The organism is Pseudomonas sp. D3-10 (assembly GCF_051132175.1).
GTDB lineage: Bacteria > Pseudomonadota > Gammaproteobacteria > Pseudomonadales > Pseudomonadaceae > Aquipseudomonas.
On sequence record NZ_CP071668.1, the window covers coordinates 2,730,497 to 2,747,773 of the forward strand.

7 protein-coding genes are annotated in these 17,277 nt (G+C 63.3%); 3 read left to right on the plus strand and 4 right to left on the minus strand.

The genetic code is table 11. The features are described 5' to 3' along the window. The first annotated feature begins 40 nt into the window (after nt 1–40). The 3 genes from J3P90_RS12370 to J3P90_RS12380 are packed head-to-tail and all read left to right on the plus strand — an operon-like array spanning nt 41 to nt 4,477. A complete protein-coding gene (locus J3P90_RS12370; protein ID WP_420763811.1) occupies nt 41–1,762 on the plus strand; it encodes a type I secretion system permease/ATPase in 1,722 nt (573 codons plus the stop codon). Then, nucleotides 1,755–3,125, plus strand: a complete 1,371-nt coding sequence (locus J3P90_RS12375) for an HlyD family type I secretion periplasmic adaptor subunit (RefSeq protein WP_434676470.1) — start codon at nt 1,755–1,757, stop codon at nt 3,123–3,125. Before J3P90_RS12370 ends, J3P90_RS12375 begins: the two co-directional genes overlap by 8 nt. Nucleotides 3,126–3,127: 2 nt before the next feature. Continuing rightward, nucleotides 3,128–4,477: a TolC family outer membrane protein gene (locus J3P90_RS12380; RefSeq protein WP_420763813.1), complete on the plus strand. Its 1,350-nt coding sequence runs from the start codon at nt 3,128–3,130 to the stop codon at nt 4,475–4,477. A gap of 193 nt (nt 4,478–4,670) precedes the next feature. On the opposite strand, the gene J3P90_RS12385 is transcribed toward J3P90_RS12380, so the two are convergent. The 4 genes from J3P90_RS12385 to J3P90_RS12400 all read right to left on the minus strand — a co-directional run bounded on the left by J3P90_RS12385 (nt 4,671) and on the right by J3P90_RS12400 (nt 17,231). Then, nucleotides 4,671–10,283 carry a putative Ig domain-containing protein gene (locus J3P90_RS12385; protein ID WP_434676471.1) on the minus strand — a complete coding sequence of 1,871 codons (5,613 nt, stop codon included), beginning with the start codon at nt 10,281–10,283 and terminating at the stop codon, nt 4,671–4,673. Nucleotides 10,284–10,604: 321 nt separating this feature from the next. Beyond that, nucleotides 10,605–13,241, minus strand: a complete 2,637-nt coding sequence (locus J3P90_RS12390) for an excinuclease ABC subunit A (RefSeq protein WP_434605890.1) — start codon at nt 13,239–13,241, stop codon at nt 10,605–10,607. 52 nt (nt 13,242–13,293) lie between these two features. Next, nucleotides 13,294–15,033, minus strand: coding sequence for a dipeptidase (locus tag J3P90_RS12395; protein ID WP_434676472.1), 1,740 nt, complete (start codon nt 15,031–15,033; stop codon nt 13,294–13,296). 194 nt (nt 15,034–15,227) lie between these two features. Beyond that, complete coding sequence (locus tag J3P90_RS12400; RefSeq protein WP_434676473.1) at nt 15,228–17,231, minus strand: peptidase U32 family protein; 2,004 nt, start codon at nt 17,229–17,231, stop codon at nt 15,228–15,230. Between the last annotated feature and the right edge of the window lie 46 nt (nt 17,232–17,277).

Genomic DNA, 17,277 nt, shown 5'->3' on the forward strand with positions numbered 1-17,277 from the left:
TTCGCGGGGACCGTTATTTCCTTTTGCGGGTTGACACTCTATGGGTTTTTTTCTCGATCCACGGCATGACATTGATGCCGCTTTGTTAAGTTATCGCCGTGTATTCTGGTCCCTGGCCTTGTTCAGCGGCGTGATCAATCTGCTGGTGCTGGTGCCGTCGCTCTACATGATGCAGGTCTACGACCGGGTCCTGACCAGTCGCAACGAAACCACCCTGGTCATGCTCACCTTGATCGCCCTTGGGCTGTTCATGTTCAGTGCGTTGATCGAGTGGGTGCGCGGCGAGGTGATGATCCGCATGAGCGCCGGGCTGGACGACGCCTTGGGCGAGCGGATTTTCGATGCGGCGTTTGCCCGCAGCCTGCGCGAGCACAACGCCAACCCGGCACAAGTGCTCACCGATCTTGCCACCTTGCGACAGCTGATTACCGGCCAGGGCCTGATCGCCTTGCTCGATGCGCCGTGGCTGCCGATCTTCCTGCTGGTGGCGTTCATCTTTCACCCTTGGTTCGGCGTATTGACGCTGGTGCTCGCCGTATTGCTGATCGGCTTGGCGCTGTGGGGCGAGTTGGCGACCCGTTCCCGCCTGGGAGAGGCCAATCGACTGGGCGTGCAGTCCTCGGTCTACGTCAACAGCACATTGCACAACGCCGAGGTCATCCAGGCCCTGGGCATGCTCGGGCCCCTGCGCCAGCGCTGGAGCCTGCTGCAACAACGGATCATCGCCGCGCAGGCCCACGCCAGCGACCGCGGGGCGCGCATCACCTCGGCGACGCGATTCGTGCGGATTTCCGGTCAGTCCCTCGCTTTGGGATTGGGCGCGCTGCTGGTGCTGGAGGGGCAGCTCTCGGCGGGGATGATGATCGCTATGTCGCTGCTGCTGGGACGTGCCCTGGCTCCGGTGGAAATCGCCATCGGCTCGTGGAAGCAATTCAACAGCGGCCGCCAGAGTTACCAGCGCCTGAGCCAACTGCTCGCGCAACATCCGCGCGATCGCTTGCGCATGCCGCTGCCACCGCCCACCGGCGCGCTGCGCCTGGAGCAGTTGTACGTCGGACCGCCCGGGGCATCACAGCCGATTCTGCGGGGCATCAATTTCAGCCTCGGCAAGGGCGAAGTGCTCGCGGTGGTTGGTCCCAGTGCCAGCGGCAAATCGACTCTGGCTCGCGCGTTGGTTGGCGTGTGGCCGGCCATGGGCGGATCGGTGCGCCTGGACGATGCCGAGATCAGCCAGTGGTCCCATGACGCGCTGGGGCCATACCTGGGCTATCTGCCCCAGGACATCGAACTGTTCGATGGCAGCGTCGCCGACAACATCGCCCGTTTCGGCGAGCAGGACGCCGACAAAATCATCGCCGCCAGCCGTCAAGCGGGCATTCACGAAATGATTCTCAGGTTTCCCAAGGGCTACGACACACCGTTGGGCCCTGGCGGGCTTGGCCTGTCTGGCGGTCAGAAGCAACGCCTGGGCCTGGCGCGCGCGCTGTATGGCAGCCCGTCCGTGATCGTGCTCGACGAGCCCAACTCCAACCTCGATGAAGCCGGTGAACTGGCGCTGGTGCAGGCCATCGGCGTGCTCAAGGCCGCCGGCAGCACCGTGGTGTTGATCACCCATCGGCCCAACGTGCTGGCGGTGGTCGATCACATCCTCGTGTTGAAGGACGGCACTCAACAAGCGTTCGGCCCTCGGGACCGGGTGCTCAAGGCGCTGATGCCGGGGCCGCGGCCGGCCGCTGTGCGGGAGGCAGGCAAGGATGCGTGATTTGAAATCGGCCACACCGGTCCACGGTGAGCATGGCCTGAGCGTGCTCAGCAGCGACACATTGCCCACCGCGAGCACCGATGCGGGCGGCGCGGCGCGCTACGGCGTGGTTTTCCTGGCCCTGACCCTTGGCGGCTTTCTGCTTTGGGCCTGCCTGGCGCCACTCGACCAGGGCGTGGTGGGCAGCGGCACCGTGGTAGTGGCGGGGGAGCGCAAAGCGGTGCAGTCACTGGTGGGGGGCGTGGTGGAAAAACTGTTGGTCAGTGATGGCGATCGTGTCAGCCAGGGGCAGTTGCTGGTGCAGCTCAACACGGTGCAGGCGCAATCGCAGTTGGACGTGACCCTGGGCAAGCTGCTCAACGACCGCAGCATCGAGGCGCGGTTGATGGCCGAGCGCCTGGGCGCCGATGAAATCCAATGGCCGCAACAATTGCTGGAGCGCGCCGATGAGCCACGTGTCAAGGCGGCCATGGCCCTGCAGAGTCAGCTGTTCATGACCCGGCGTGCCGAACTGGGCAGCCGCCTGAAGATCATCGAGCATGAAATCGGCGCCTTGCAGCAACAACTGCAGGGCTACGAAGGGGTCAAGCGCAACTACGATGCGCAAATGCGCTTCCAGCAACAGGAACTCGAGGGCTTGCGCGAGTTGGCCCGGGAAGGCTACGTGCCGCGCAACAAACTTTTCGAGGCTGAGCGAAACGCGGCGCAACTGGCCGGACAGATCGCTTCGGGCATCGGCGACGTCGGGCGCACGCGCCAGGCGATCAACGAAAGTCGCCTCAAGGCCTTGCAGGCGCAGCAGGAGTTTCGCCGCGATGCCGAAACCCAACTCAGCGAGGTTTCGGCCGAAGCCGCGGCCTATGCCGATCAGATCCGCGCCTTGCAGTTCGAAGTCGATAACGGTGCCATCCGCGCGCCGGTGGCGGGCCAGGTCATGGACATGTCGATCCACACCGTGGGCGGCGTCGCCCAGGCCGGGCAGACGCTGATGCAGGTGGTGCCGTTGGACGCGCCGATGGCGATCACCGCGCGGTTCGATCCGTTGATGGCCAACAAGCTCACCCCCGGATTGCCGGTGCATGTGCATTTCACCGCCCTGCAGCGGGTGGATACGCCGACTGTGACCGGCACGGTCACCACCGTGTCGGCGGACCAACTGATCGACCAGCAGACCCACCAGCCGTACTTCTCCGCCAAGGTAGAAATTCCCGCCGAGACAGTCGTCGCGCTGCAAGGCGCCGGTTTGCTGGTGCGTCCCGGCATGCTCGCCGACGTCACCGTCGTGACCGGTGAGCGCACCTTGATGAACTACCTGATGAAACCATTGCGCGAACGCTTGCTGGCTGCCTTCAAAGAGGAATGAGCATGACCGACCGTTGCCGTTACGGCGTCCGTGTGCTGTTGAGCCTGTACACCAGTTGGGCGGTGATCGGCCCCGCCTGGGCGGCGGAGGGCGGGCTGAGCCTGACTGCCGCCTACGATGCCTCGCGGCTCAATGACCCGACCTTGCAGACCGCGACCCACGCCTACGACGCGTCCCGGCAGGAAGAAGCGATTGGGCGTGGCGGGCTTTATCCGCAGGTCTCGCTGTCCTCGCGGTATGGGTATGGCGGGCGTACCGATGGCGGCGACGACAGCAGTTATGTGAACAGCAACGACTACCAGGCGAACAGCGTGACGCTGGCGGCGCAACAGCCGCTGTATGACAAGGGGCGCTGGGCGGCTTATCAGGAAGGCAAGGCCCGCGGCGTGCTCGGTAGCCAACAATTCGACGTGGCCGGCCAAGCCTTGTTCGACCGGGTCGCCAAGGGCTATTTCGATGTGGCCCGGGCCGAGAATGAATTGAAGTTGATCGCCCAGCAGAAGACCGCCATTCGTGGCTTGGTCATCCAAAGCAAAAAGCTCTATGAAGGCGGCCAGGGGGCAATCACCGACATCGACGAGGCCCAGGCCCGGCTCGATCTGGTGGAGGCCCAGGAAACCGAAGCCCAGGCCCGTCGCGTGGCCGCGCTGCGGGCACTGTCGGGACGGGCAAGCGTGCCCATCGAGGACATCCAGCCGATGCGCGAAGAATTGCCTGCCGGCAGCCCCATCCCGCCGGAGCAGGATTTGCCGTACTGGACGGCAATCGCCCGCGAGGCCAGCCCCGAACTGGCCGCGCGGCTGGCGGCGGTGAAAGTCGCCGAGGCCCAGGCCGACAGCCAGCGCGCCGGGCATTACCCGACGTTGTCGTTGACCACGCAGTTGACGCGCCGGGAAACCCGCCAGTACCAAGAGCTCGACCCGCGCCAGGACACCTATTACGTCGGTGTGCAGCTGGACATCCCCTTGTATCGCGGCGGCGCGGTGCGCGCTTCGGTGGCCAAGGCCGAGGCACAACTGGCCGGAGCCCAGTCCGACTATGACGTGCAGCGTCAGGAGCTGGCTGAGTCCATCGAGACCGATTACCTGGGCGTGGTGGCGGGGTTCGCCAAGAGCAGGGCCATGCTACGGGCGGTGGAGTCCAATCAGCGCGCGCTGACGTCGACGGAAAAAGGCTTCCAGGGCGGCGTGCGCTCGACGGTCGACATCCTCGACGCCCAGCAACGGCTGTTCCAGGCGCGCCGGGACCTGCTCGACACCAAGCTCGACATGCTCCAAAGCTACGTAAGCCTGCACACCCACACCGGCCAGATGAACCGTGCGGTGCTGGAGCAGGTGCAAAGTCTGTTCTGAAGTCCTGGCGCTGTGGTGGCGAGGGAGCTTGCTCCCGCTGGGCCGCGAAGCGGTCCCAAAGCAAATTACTGCGGTGTGTCAGGCAAATTCCGTCTTGCCTTTTTAGGGCCGCTACGCGGCCCAGCGGGAGCAAGCTCCCTCGCCACAAAGGCAGGAGAGTACAAGGGCTGCAAAGCAGCCCCTATAAGCTCAATCAGGCAGTGAAGTCGCTGGCATGCAGCTCCTTGACGCCCACCAGAGAGAGTTCGAACTCGGCTGTGGCGTCGGAGTCGACGCTGCCGTAGAGGATGCCGTCGACAAAGCGCAATTGGCCGGTGGCGTTGGTGGTGTCAAAGGCGTTGCTGCCAATGAAGGTGAACGCATCGAGGTTGGCGGTCAGCGGGTTGGCGTCCAGGCCGGTGAAGTCCAGCTTGTCCATCTCCGTGCTCTTGAAGCCGTTGATCACGTCCCGTGCCGCCCCGACGCCCATGTCAGACAGCGCGCCAAACGCATAGGTGTCCGCGCCGGTGCCGCCGGTGAGGTTATCGGTGCCCGCACCGCCGATCAGCCGATCATCGCCCGAGCCGCCCACCAGGGTGTCGTTGCCGGCACCGCCGTCGAGGATGTTTCCAGCGCTGTTGCCCGACAATGTGTCGGCGTAGGCGCTACCGGTCAGGTTTTCGATGAACTTCAAGGTGTCCAGCCCGGAGCCCACGGTGTTTTGCTGGGCAGAGGTCGAGAGGTTCACGGTGACCCCGGCCAGGGCTCGGTCGTAGGACACGGTGTCGTTACCATCACGCCCGTCGAGGATGTTGTCGCCGGCACCGGCGAACAAGGTGTTGGCCAGCGCGTTACCCGTCCCGTTGGCGACGCCGGGGCTGTCGACGTAGAGGTTCTCCACGTTGGCGCCCAAGGTGTAGGCGGCGAGGCTACTGTGGACGCTGTCGATGCCGCCGGTCACCGGATTGCTGCTTTTCTCGATGACGGTATCGCTGGCATTGTCGACGTAGTAGGTATCGTCGCCGTCGCCACCGCTCATGCTGTCGGCTCCCGCAGCGCCATTGAGCACGTTGTTGGCGACGTTACCGGTGATGAAATTTCGCCGATCGTTACCGGTGCCGTCGATGTCCGAAACGCCGGTCAGCACCAGGTTTTCCAGGTTGGCGCCCAGTGTCCAACTGACCGAAGCCTGTACCGTATCGATCTGCGCGGTCGAGGTGTTGGTTTCCACGACGCTGTCGAACGCGTTGTCGACGACGTAGATATCGTTGCCATCGCCACCGGTCAACGTGTCGGCGCCCAGGTCGCCGTTCAGGGTATCGTTGCCCGAGCTGCCCACCAGCGTATCGTCCTGGTCGGTGCCGGAAATCATCCCGCCCTCATTCTGCGCGCCGTCGAAAATGTCCTGCACGCTGTTGTTGTCGTTGGGGTTGCCCTGGAAACCGAGGTCATCGGCGATGTAGTCGGCCAGGCGCTGGCCAACGATTTCCGCTGATTCCTCGTGCAGGTGCCAGACGTCGTCGGGATAAACCAGCGGGTCCACTTCATAACGCAAGGGCAGGTCGTTGGGGTCCACCGCCAGTTTCACATCGGCACGCTCGGCGGCGATGGCTTCCTGGACGGCGCGAACGTAGCCCACACCCTCGACAATGTCGGCGATCTTATCCTCCGGGTAACCACGGGCGCGCGCGGCGTCCTGCTCGTAGTGCCCGGTCTCCATGATGTACACGTTGAAGTTGCCGAATTGGCTGTGCAGGTAATCGAATACCTTCAATGTCGCCGCTTTGTAGGCTGCCGCTGCTGCCGCCTTGTCCGTGGAGCGGGCGATTTCCTGGGCGGCTTCTTCGCCTTGGCCCCAGATGATGCCCATGGTCACGTTATCGATGGACTTCAGTTCGGTGAGCTGGTCACGCAGCAACGTCACGGCGCGCAACAGCGCCGGCCCCGGTTGATTGGTATCGGTCAGCCACCAGCACAACTTCAGCTCCTCGGCGCCCAGCGTCGACAAGCCGTTGACCGTGCTGCCGCCGACGGCGATGTCGATGCCGTTGCCATCGGCATCGTCGAACTGGCTGCGTACGTCGTAGGTGGTGTACTTGCTCAGATCGTTGACCAGCATCGAGGTGCCGGATTGATCGTCGTCTTCGCTCATGCGCAGCAGGCGCGCGTTGGATTGGCCAAGAGTCGGCAGGTAGAGGATGTCTTGCTGAGCGCGTTCGCCAAAGACGAAATCGTCGGCGGTGAGGGTGTTGAGGTAGTTGCCGTTCAGGGCGATTTCGAAGCGATTGCCATCGGCGTCGGCCTGGCTGGATTTGACATAGGTCTTGTCGCCCGCCGCGTTCAGGGTCATGTAGAGCGTGCCGTTGTTGCCGTCGCCCAGGCCAAGGAAGCCCAGCCCGGAGACGTCGATCTTGTCCACGCCCACGGTGAAGTCGTAGATCGTGTCCGTGGCGGTCACGCCGCCGGTGTCGTAATCCCGGTAGCTGTCGGCCAGGTTGTTGTAGCGGAACGTGTCGGCGCCGTCGCCGCCATACAACGAGTCGCGTCCGGCGCCGCCGTCGATGATGTCCGCGCCGGTGCCGGCCTTTATGGTGTCGTTGCCGCCGAGGCCGAGGATCAGGTCGGCGCCTACCGTGCCGTTGAGGCTTTCGGCGTTGGCGGTACCGGTGATGGTGTTGGCCGGCGCATCGGCGACCACCAGGGCGAAGTTGTCGCTGACCGAGGCGCCCGAGGGGTCGGTGGCCTTGACCAGCACGTCGTAGTTACCAGCGGCGGCGGTGGTGGGCGTGCCGCTGAACGTCAGGTTGGCGGCGTTGAACGTCAGCCACGAAGGCAGGGCGTTGCCGTTGGCGAGGGTCGCGGTGTAGGTCAGCACATCCTGGTTGGCGTCGCTGAAGCTGTTGCTGGCCACGGTGTATTTGAACGGCGTGCTTTCGCTGGCGTTCTGGTCCAGAAGTGGGATGACCACCACCGGCGCGACGTTCGTCGGAGTGTTCTGGTCGGCAAAGACAAAATGATTGGCGGTCAGGCTGCTGACCAGGTTGCCGGCCATCGAGATTTCGAAGCGGTTGCCGTTGGCATCGACCGTGAGGTCCTTGAGGTAGGTGCGGTTGGTCGATGCACTGTAAGTGACTTGCAGCGTGCCATTGAGCCCGTTGCCCAGGCCCGTATAACCGAGAGCCGCGACGTCGATCTTGTCGGCGGCCACGTCGAAATCGAGGATCTGGTCACTGGCGCTGGTGGAACTGGTGCGGTAGCTGTCGAGCTTGGACGTATAGCGGAATACGTCGGCGCCTGTACCACCGGTCAGTTTGTCCACGCCGGTGCCGCCCACCAGGACATCGTTGCCGGCGGCGCCATTGAGGGTGTCGTTGCCCGCACCGCCGAAAATCTGCTCGTTGGCGACGGTGCCGGTCAAGGTGTCGTTGTTCGGCGTGCCGTTGATCACCACGGACGAGGGCACGTCTTGCACGGCCAGGGTAAAGCTGTCGCTGACGGTGGCGTTGCTGCCATCGGTTGCGGTGACCTGGATCGAGTAAGTGCCCGACGCCGTGTCGGGAGGCGTGCCGCTGAAGGTGCGCGTGGCGGCATCGAACGTCAGCCAGCTGGGCAGGGCGCTGCCGTCGGCCAGCTTGGCGGTGTAGCTGAGGCTGTCATTGTCCGGATCGTTGAAGCTGGTGGCCGGGACCACATAATTGAAAGGTGTCTTTTCGGTTGCGTTCTGATCCAGCAATGGCGTGGCTACCACCGGCGCCTGGTTGGTGGGCGAGGACGTGGCGAAGACGAAATTGGCATTGGTCAGCTTATTGAGGTAATTGCCGTCCAGCGCTACCTCGAACCGATTGCCGTTAGCGTCTGCCTCCAAGGACTTGATGTAGGTCTTGGTGCCGGCGCTGTTGAGCACCAGGTAGACGGTGTTGTTCTTGCCGTCGCCAAGGCCGGTGAAGCCCATGGCCGAAAGGTCGATCTTGTCGGCGGCGATGTCGAAGTCGGTGATCAGGTCACCCAGATTCGCGCCGCCGGTGTTGTAGTTGCGGTAGCTGTCGAGTCGGTTGGCGAACACAAAGGTGTCTGCCCCGGCGCCGCCGGTGAGGGTGTCCATGCCTGCGCCGCCGTCGAGCTTGTCGGCGCCCGCGCCACCACTGAGGCTGTCGTTGCCCGCCAGGCCGAGCAGGGTGTCCGCCGCATCGCTGCCCTGCAACGAGTCGCTGCCGGTGGTGCCGGTGATCACCCGGTTGAAGATGAAGTTATCTGCCGTCAAGGTACTCGCCAGGTTGCCTGAGAGAATCAGCTCGAAGCGATTGCCGCTGGCATCGGCGTCGTAGTCCTTGATGTAGGTGCGGTTGGTGCTGGCGTTGTAGCTGACCTGCAGGGTGCCGCCACGGCCATTGCCCAGGCCGGTGAAGCCGAGATCGGCGAGGTCGATCTTGTCCTGGGTCACGTCGAAGTCGGTGATGGTGTCGTCGAAGCTCGCCGTTGCGTTGCGGTAGCTGTCGGACTGGCTGGTGAAACGGAACGTATCGGCGCCCGTGCCGCCGGTGAGTTTGTCGACGCCCGCGCCGCCCACCAGAATGTCGCTTCCGGCCGCGCCGTTGATGGTGTCGTTGCCCGCCGCCCCAAAGAAGATCTCGCTGGCGCTGGTGCCGGTGAGTGTGTCGTTGCCGGCCGTACCCTGCACGGTGGTCATCGGCACCGTGGCGCTGACGTAGCTGCCATCGCCATAGACCAGCGTGGCGCCCTTGCTGGTGTGGCTGATGGTGTTGGCGATGATGGCGTTGCGATCGGTGCCGTCTTCGTTGCGCTCGGCGACACCGTAGGTGGACAGGTTGCTGCCGCTGATGATGTTGCCCTGGATCAGGTTGTCGCTGCCGTTGAAGTACTTGCCGGACACCCCGAGCGTATCGTCGTAGGACTGGATGATCACTTCCGGCACCGCGCTGCCCAGCGCGTTGTTGTTCAACGTGTTGTCCAGTACCTCGACATGGTTGCTGCCATAGATGCGGACACCGGCGCCGTTGTTGTCATGGATGTCGACCCCGGTCACGGTTACGTCGCTGGACAGCTTGATCAGCACGCCTTCAGCGCCGTTGCCGTACATCTCGCCACCGGTGATGGTGATGTTGCTGGGGGAGGGGATGTCTTCACTGCCGCGCTGCACCACGATGCCGTTGCCGCCGTTGTTGTAAGCGACGTTGTTGGTCATGGTGAAATCGTGGGTACTGGTGACAACGTTGAAACCGTGGCGGTCGTTGTCGTAGGCAACGTTGTTTTCGAAGGTGCTGTCGCTGAGGAAGTCGGCGACGAATCCGTCCAGGCCGTTGCCGTGGGACACGCTGTTCTTGATAACCATGTTGACGGTTTGCTCGTGGGGGTCGAAGCCATACCCGGAGCAGTCCTTGATCTCGACGCTGTCGAGGGTGACGTTGGAGTCGTAGCCTTCTTCGCCGGGGATATACCCGTTGAACCAGCCGTCCACCTTGCCGGTGGTGGCGTCGCGGTTGCCGTCGATGGTGAGGTTGCTGACCCCGAAATCATGGGTTTCTTCGCCATAGGCTGAGCGGATGATGCCGGTGATCTTGGCATCGGAGCCATCGACCAATTTCACCGTGGTGTCGCCCATGCCGTCGCCGTACAGGTAAACGTTGCTCTTGAGCATCAGGCAGCCGTCGGAGGGTTCCTCGCCCCCTGACACGATGTAAGTGCCCGTCGGCATGTACACCTGGCCCCCGCCCGCGGCAGCTGCCGCATCAATTGCACTTTGAATGGCCGCCGTGTCGTCAGTGACGCCATCTCCTTTGGCGCCAAAATTTTGTACGTTGAAAATCATGGATTTATCTCCGTATCAGGTTAAGAACCTCGGTATCTGCCAATATTCCATCAGCGACCACGGAGTTATGACCGGAGTAAGTGAAAAAGTTGCGTCCGCATATCGGCGGAGTGTCAAAAAACTGATAAACGGTTGTGGGTTGGTTTGATGTGTAACATTTAATTGACGCTTTTGAGCGCCGTATCAGAGCTGTGGGAGTTCGATCGCGATAGCGGTGTACCCGTTACCTTTGATGCAACTGATCCGACGCCATCGCGAGCAAGCTCGCTCCCACAATGAAAGGGTGGTGCGGCTTGCAGTGCCTTGGCCCAAGGTGAACATTCACTCCAAGACCTTCTTGAGAAACGGCGCCGTGCGGCTCTCCCCGCAGTTCGCCACCACCTGCGGCGCGCCGCACACCACGACGTTGCCTCCCTGGGTCCCGGCCCCTGGCCCGATGTCGATGACCCAGTCGCTTTGCGCTACCACGCGCATGTCATGTTCCACCACGACCACCGTATGCCCTTCATCCACCAGTCGATTGAGCTGCACCAGCAAGCGGTCCACGTCCTGGGGGTGCAGGCCGTTGGTCGGTTCATCCAGCACGTAAAGCGTCGCGCCTCGGGCCTTGCGTTGCAGTTCCGTCGCCAGCTTGATCCGCTGGGCCTCGCCGCCGGACAGTTCGGTGGCCGGTTGGCCCAGGCGCAGATAGCCCAGGCCGATGTCTTTGAGTACCTGGAGCGAACGCCTGGCTGGCGGTTGCTCGGCGAAGACCTCCAGGGCCTGGTTCACCGTCAATTGCAGCACTTGGGAGATGTCCAGGCCTTGCCAGGTCACTTCCAGGGTCTGTGGGTTGTAGCGGGCGCCATGGCAGGTCGGACAGGGGGCGTACACGCTGGGCATGAATAATAATTCCACGCTGACGAAACCTTCCCCCTCACAGGTTTCGCAACGGCCCTTGGCGACGTTGAAGGAGAACCGTCCGGCATCGAAACCGAGCGCTTGTGCCTGCTCCGTCGCGGCGAAGAGCTTGCGCACATGGTCGAACAGCCCGGTATAGGTGGCGAGGTTGGAGCGTGGCGTGCGGCCGATGGGTTTCTGGTCGACCTGAACCAGTCGCTTGACCCCCTCGAGCCCGGCGGTGACCTGGCCGCCGCTGGCCAGCACCGGTTCGTCTTCCAGGCTTTGCTCTTCGCCATCGGCGTTGGCGCCGGGCTGGCCCAGGTGGGCGCCGACCAGATCCAGCAGGGCCTGGCTGACCAGGCTGGATTTGCCCGAACCGGAAATGCCGGTGACAGCCGTGAAGCAGCCCAGGGGAAAACCCACGCTCAGGTTGTCGAGATTGTTGCGGGTGATGCCGTCCAGCCGCAGCCAGTCCTTGGGTGGGCGCGGATGGCGCGCAATGGCCCGTTCTTCGGCGAACAAGTAGGCGCGGGTGCGGGATTCGGGCACTTGCCCAAGGCCTTCGGGCGGGCCACTGTAAAGGACCCTGCCGCCTTGCTCGCCCGCGTCGGGGCCCACGTCGATCAGCCAGTCGGCGCGGCGCATGGTGTCCAGGTCGTGCTCGACCACAAACACCGAGTTTCCTGCTGCTTTCAACCGTTGCAAGGCGCCAAAAAGCGCTTCACTGTCGGCCGGGTGCAGGCCGGCGGAAGGTTCGTCCAGCACATAGATCACCCCGAACAATTGGGAGTTGAGCTGGGTCGCCAGGCGCAGGCGTTGCAGTTCGCCGGAGGAAAGCGTCGGCGTGCTGCGCTCCAGGGCCAGATAGCCGAGGCCCAGGTCGATCAGCGTGACGATGCGCTCCAGCAGTTCGGCGGCAATGCGCTGGGCGGCCAAGCGCTTTTCCAGGGACAGATTGGGCGTGTGGCGCGCGTCCGGCCCGCCAGCGTGCGGGTTGTCGCCCCTGGCGGCGCGCTGCTCACGAGCCTCGCGCGTCTGGCGATGGGTGAGAACATCGCCCGATTCTTCGGGCTGCTCCAGATAATCCGGCGCCGCCACGGCCTTGAGCACCTCGGCCAATTCCAGCAATGACAGGTTGGACAGCTCGGCGATGTCCAGCCCGGCAAAGGTAACGGTCAGCGCCTCGCGCTTGAGGCGCTTGCCTTCGCAGACCGGGCAGGGGCTGGCGCGCATATATTGCGCCACCCGCTTGCGCATCTGCGCGCTTTGCGAATGCATGAAGGTGTGCAACAGGTAGCGCCGGGCCCCGCTGAACGTGCCCTGGTAGCTAGGTTCGAGTTTGCGCTTGAGGGCGTCGCGGGTCTGGGCCGGGGTGAGCCCGGCGTACACCGGGACGGTGGGGGTCTCTTCCGTGAAGAGGATCCAGTCGCGTTGCTTCTTCGGCAGGTCGCGCCAGGGAATGTCGACGTCATAGCCGAGTGTCACGAGGATGTCCCGCAGGTTCTGCCCTTGCCATGCCATGGGCCAGGCGGCTACCGCGCGTTCGCGGATGGTCAGCGAAGGGTCGGGGACCATGGTGGCTTCGGTCACTTCGTAAACCCGGCCCAGGCCGTGGCATTGCGGACACGCGCCCTGGGGCGTGTTGGGCGAAAAGTCCTCGGCATAGAGCATCGGTTGGTCGGCCGGGTAGCTGCCGGCGCGGGAGTAAAGCATGCGGATCAGGCTCGACAAGGTGGTGACGCTGCCCACCGAGGAGCGCGCGCTGGGCGTGCCGCGCTGTTGTTGCAAGGCGACAGCCGGCGGCAGGCCTTCGATGCTGCCTACGTCCGGCACGCCGACCTGGTCGATCAGGCGCCTGGCATAAGGTGCGACGGACTCGAAATAACGACGCTGGGCTTCGGCGTAAAGCGTGGAGAAGGCCAGCGAGGATTTGCCGGAACCCGACACGCCGGTGAACACCACCAGGGCATCGCGAGGAATGTCCACGTCAACGTTCTTGAGATTGTGTTCGCGGGCGCCACGCACCCGGACGAAACCGGTGCCAGCGGTTAAAGCAGGGGCTGAGCGTGGGGGCATCGGGATTCCTTGTGGACGTCGGTGGTTGCGGCGATGGGGAGCACGCCGTTACTTAGAGCTTCGGCAACTGCCCGATCCGCCCCATCATCTCGGTCACGACCTGCAGGTCCAGCAGGAACTGCTCCACGGTCTTGAACTCGTTGTCGTTGTGGCCGGTGTACTTGACGTCGGGCATGGCCAGGCCGAACTGCACGCCGTTGGGCAAGTCATGGACCGACGTGGCCCCGGCGGACGTGCCGAACTTGTGCTCCATGCCCAGGTTCTCGGTGGCGACGGCCAGCAGTGCCTTGACCCATTCGCCTTCGGGGTTACGGTACATGGGTTCGTCGATAGTGTTGTCGAATGTCACGGCAACCTCGGACTTCTTGGCCCACGCGGAGAGCTTGTCGTTGATCTCAGCCTTCAGCGTGTCCGTTGGCTTGCCCACGGGCACTCGCAGGTTCACGGCGAGCTTGAAGCTCTTGTCGTCCATCCCGACGTAGGTCAGCGAGGCGGTCAGCGGGCCCATGAACGCGTCGGAAAAGCCGATGCCCAGTTTGTTGCCCAGGTAATCCAGGCCCCAGTTGTCGGTGGCGTAACGCGCAGCGTCGGTGATGTGGTTGTGCTTGAGCGCGACCTTGCCATCCAGGCCATTGATGAAGGCCAGCATCCTGGCGACCGGGTTGACGCCTGACTCGGGCTCGGAGGAATGGGCGGATACGCCGGTAAAGGTCAGCTTGACGGTTTTATCGGCCACCTCGCTTCTTACTTCAAAGTCGCCGCCATTGGCTTTGGCGTAGTCGGTGCCGGCCTTGAGCAGGCTGGCGGCCAGCTCGGCGGGTTTGTCGGTGCTGAACGTCGCGACTGAAGTCGACGGGATCTGGTTGGTCGCCATGCCGCCGGTCATTGCAACGACTTCAGCCCCTTTGCCTTGGCCCGCCCGGCGAGGGAAGTTCGCCATGACCGTGCCGTAGCCTTTCTCGGCGATCACCACTGGGTAGCTGCCATCGAGCGCCAGGTTGTAATTGGGCGTCGGGTTGCGCTCGAAATAGTAGGGGATGGCGTCGCCGGTGGTTTCTTCGGTCGTGTCCACCAGCAGCTTGAAGTGGCGCGCCAGCGGCAGTTTTTCGTCCTTGATGATCTTCATGGCGTAGAGCACCACGACGATGGCGTTCTTGTCATCCTCGGTGCCTCGACCGTACATGCGATCGCCCACCAGCGTGACCTTGAACGGATCGAGCCTGGTGCCGTCCTTGAGCACCCAGTTTTCCGGCGTCACCGGCACCACGTCGGCATGGGCGTGAATGCCCACGACTTCGTCACCGCTGCCTTCGAGTGAAATCTCATAGACGCGGTTGTCGATGTTGCGGAAGTTCAGGTTGAAGTCGTTGGCCAGGCTTTTGATCTTGTCGGCGATCTTGAGAAACTCGGGGTTTTCATGCTGGGCCACGCCGTCCTTGCGAAAGGTCGGGATTTCCACCAACTGGCGCAAGGTCTCGGTGGCGGCCTTGCCATACTTCACCCGGGCGTAGATACCGAGCAGCCGATGGATTTCGTTCTGTTGTTCCGCCGACAGGGTTTTGTTGCCTTGGAAGGCATCGATGGCCGGGCCGAGATTCGCGGATTTGGCCAGCTCACTCTTGGCGACGCTCGCCAGGAACTGGCGGAAATCGCTGACCGAGGTATCGGCGTAGGTCTTGACGAAGTCCGCGCTCTGTTGGGCGGTGATGTTGGCGTTGGCGGATATCGAGTAGGACGAGAGGGTGGACAGGACGAGGGTGGCAATAGCCAGGCGCTTGAACGGGAAGTTCATGGTGAGGGGCAATCCATTGCAGGGAAAAGTGTCGTTTGGTGAAACAATCACTTACAACCTAGCACCATGAGCGCCGGTTGGGGGAGCCCTAAGAACGGAATATGTCGCCGGAAAAAGCGCATACGGCGCAGAAATGAAAAATCCCCTGTGGGAGCGAGCAAGCCCGCTCCCACAGGGTTCGGTGGTGACTGGAGTCAATGCGTCCCGCGCGGAATGGTCTTGAGCAGATCTTCCGGGCTGATATGCCCCACCACCGGCTGAGCCGTGCTGCCCGGCAATGGCAGGTCGAGGATGTGCCCTTTGATCTTGCCGACCACATGCATTTCGCAGGGCTTGCAGTCGAACTTCAAGGTCAGCACTTCATCGCCGTGAATCAGCTGCATCGGCGCGACCTTGGTGCGCACCCCGGTGACGCCCTTGGCTTGCTTGGGGCAGAGGTTGAACGAAAAACGCAGGCAATGCTTGGTGATCATCACCGGTACTTCGCCGGTTTCCTCGTGGGCCTCGAACGCCGCGTCGATCAGCTTGACGCCGTGGCGGTGGTAGAAGTCCCGGGCCTTCTGGTTGTAGACGTTGGCCAGAAACGACAGGTGCGACTCCGGGTACACCGGTGGCGGCGTGGTTTCGGCCTTGCGCCCGCCCCGTGGATGCGCCGCGACGCGCGCCGTGGTCAGGGCTTCGATCACCTCGCGGCGCAGTGCCTTGAGCTGGGAGTTGGGAATGAAAAACGCCTGGGGCGCGTCCAGCTTGATCGACGTGGCGTGGTACTCGGTGGTGCCCAGTTGGCCGAGCAGGTCCTGCAACTGCTCCAGGGCTTGTTCTGGCTTGTTCGCCAGGCCGAAAGGACCGTCGAGGGCAACGCTGGCGCTGATGCCTTCTTCGCTGGTGGCGGTCAGCTCCAGGCGCTCTTCGCGCAACTGCGCGACCCAGGCCAGGCCCACGCGACGCTCGGCGGAGGTCTTGAGCAAGGCTTGCTGCCAGTTGTGGTCCAGATTGCGGCTCAGCGGATGGTTGGGCCGCAACTGGTACATGCCGGCGGGCATCTCGTTGGGCTCGACGCGGTAGCGGTAGCGCTTCTGGCCTTCGTCATCGAGGAACTCGCCCTTGGGCTCGGCGATGTTGGCCCGGAAACCCACCACTTCGCGCTTGACCAGCACGTTGAGGCCGTCGCCGTTGGACAACGGATCAGACGTCACCACGTGCAGGTCGCGCTTGCCGACTTTCTCCACCACGCCCACCGGTACGCCGGTGAACGTGGGGGAGTCGAAGGCGCCGATATCGATCTTGCGCTCGCTGACGAAGTAGTCGGTGCTGCCACGGTGGAAGGTCTTGTCCGGGTCCGGCACGAAGAAGTGCGCGATGCGGCCACTGGAAGCGCGGGCCAGGTCCGGGCGGTCTTCGAGGACATCGTCCAGGCGCTGGCGATAGTAGGCGGTGATGTTCTTCACATAGGCCGCATCCTTGTAGCGGCCTTCGATCTTGAACGAGCGCACGCCAGCTTCAACCAGGGCGCGGATGTTGGCGCTCTGGTTGTTATCTTTCATCGACAACAGGTGCTTTTCGTAGGCGACCACCCGGCCTTGATCATCCTTGAGGGTGTAGGGCAGGCGGCAGGCCTGGGAGCAATCGCCACGGTTGGCGCTGCGGCCGTTTTGCGCGTGGGAGATGTTGCACTGGCCGGAAAACGCCACGCACAACGCGCCGTGAATGAAGAACTCGATGGCCGCGTCGGTTTCGTCGGCGATGGTGCGGATTTCCTGCAGGTTCAGCTCGCGGGCCAACACCAGCTGCGAGAAACCGGCCTGGTCGAGGAATTTCGCCCGGGCGAGGGTGCGAATGTCGGTCTGGGTGCTGGCGTGCAGCTCGATCGGCGGAATGTCCAGTTCCATCACGCCCAGGTCCTGGACGATCAGGGCATCGACGCCGGCATCGTAGAGCTGATGGATCAACTGGCGGGCCGGCTCCAGCTCGTTGTCATGCAAGATCGTGTTGATCGTGGTGAACACCCGGGCATGGTAGCGATGGGCGAACTCCACCAGCCCGGCGATATCGCTCACCTCGTTGCAGGCGTTGTGACGCGCACCGAAACTCGGGCCACCGATGTACACGGCGTCGGCGCCATGCAGGATGGCCTCGCGGGCGATGGTCACGTCGCGGGCGGGGCTGAGCAATTCCAGATGATGTTTAGGCAAGGACATGTTTTTTTAGTCAGGCTGGTCACGGTCGAAGCGCGCATTGTAGCCG

Coding starts and splice junctions, on each gene's coding strand:
- J3P90_RS12370 (WP_420763811.1), top strand. CDS start 41: ATGGGTTTTTTTCTCGATCCACGGCATGACATTGATGCCGCTTTGTTA.
- J3P90_RS12375 (WP_434676470.1), top strand. CDS start 1,755: ATGCGTGATTTGAAATCGGCCACACCGGTCCACGGTGAGCATGGCCTG.
- J3P90_RS12380 (WP_420763813.1), top strand. CDS start 3,128: ATGACCGACCGTTGCCGTTACGGCGTCCGTGTGCTGTTGAGCCTGTAC.
- J3P90_RS12385 (WP_434676471.1), bottom strand. CDS start 10,283: ATGATTTTCAACGTACAAAATTTTGGCGCCAAAGGAGATGGCGTCACT.
- J3P90_RS12390 (WP_434605890.1), bottom strand. CDS start 13,241: ATGCCCCCACGCTCAGCCCCTGCTTTAACCGCTGGCACCGGTTTCGTC.
- J3P90_RS12395 (WP_434676472.1), bottom strand. CDS start 15,033: ATGAACTTCCCGTTCAAGCGCCTGGCTATTGCCACCCTCGTCCTGTCC.
- J3P90_RS12400 (WP_434676473.1), bottom strand. CDS start 17,231: ATGTCCTTGCCTAAACATCATCTGGAATTGCTCAGCCCCGCCCGCGAC.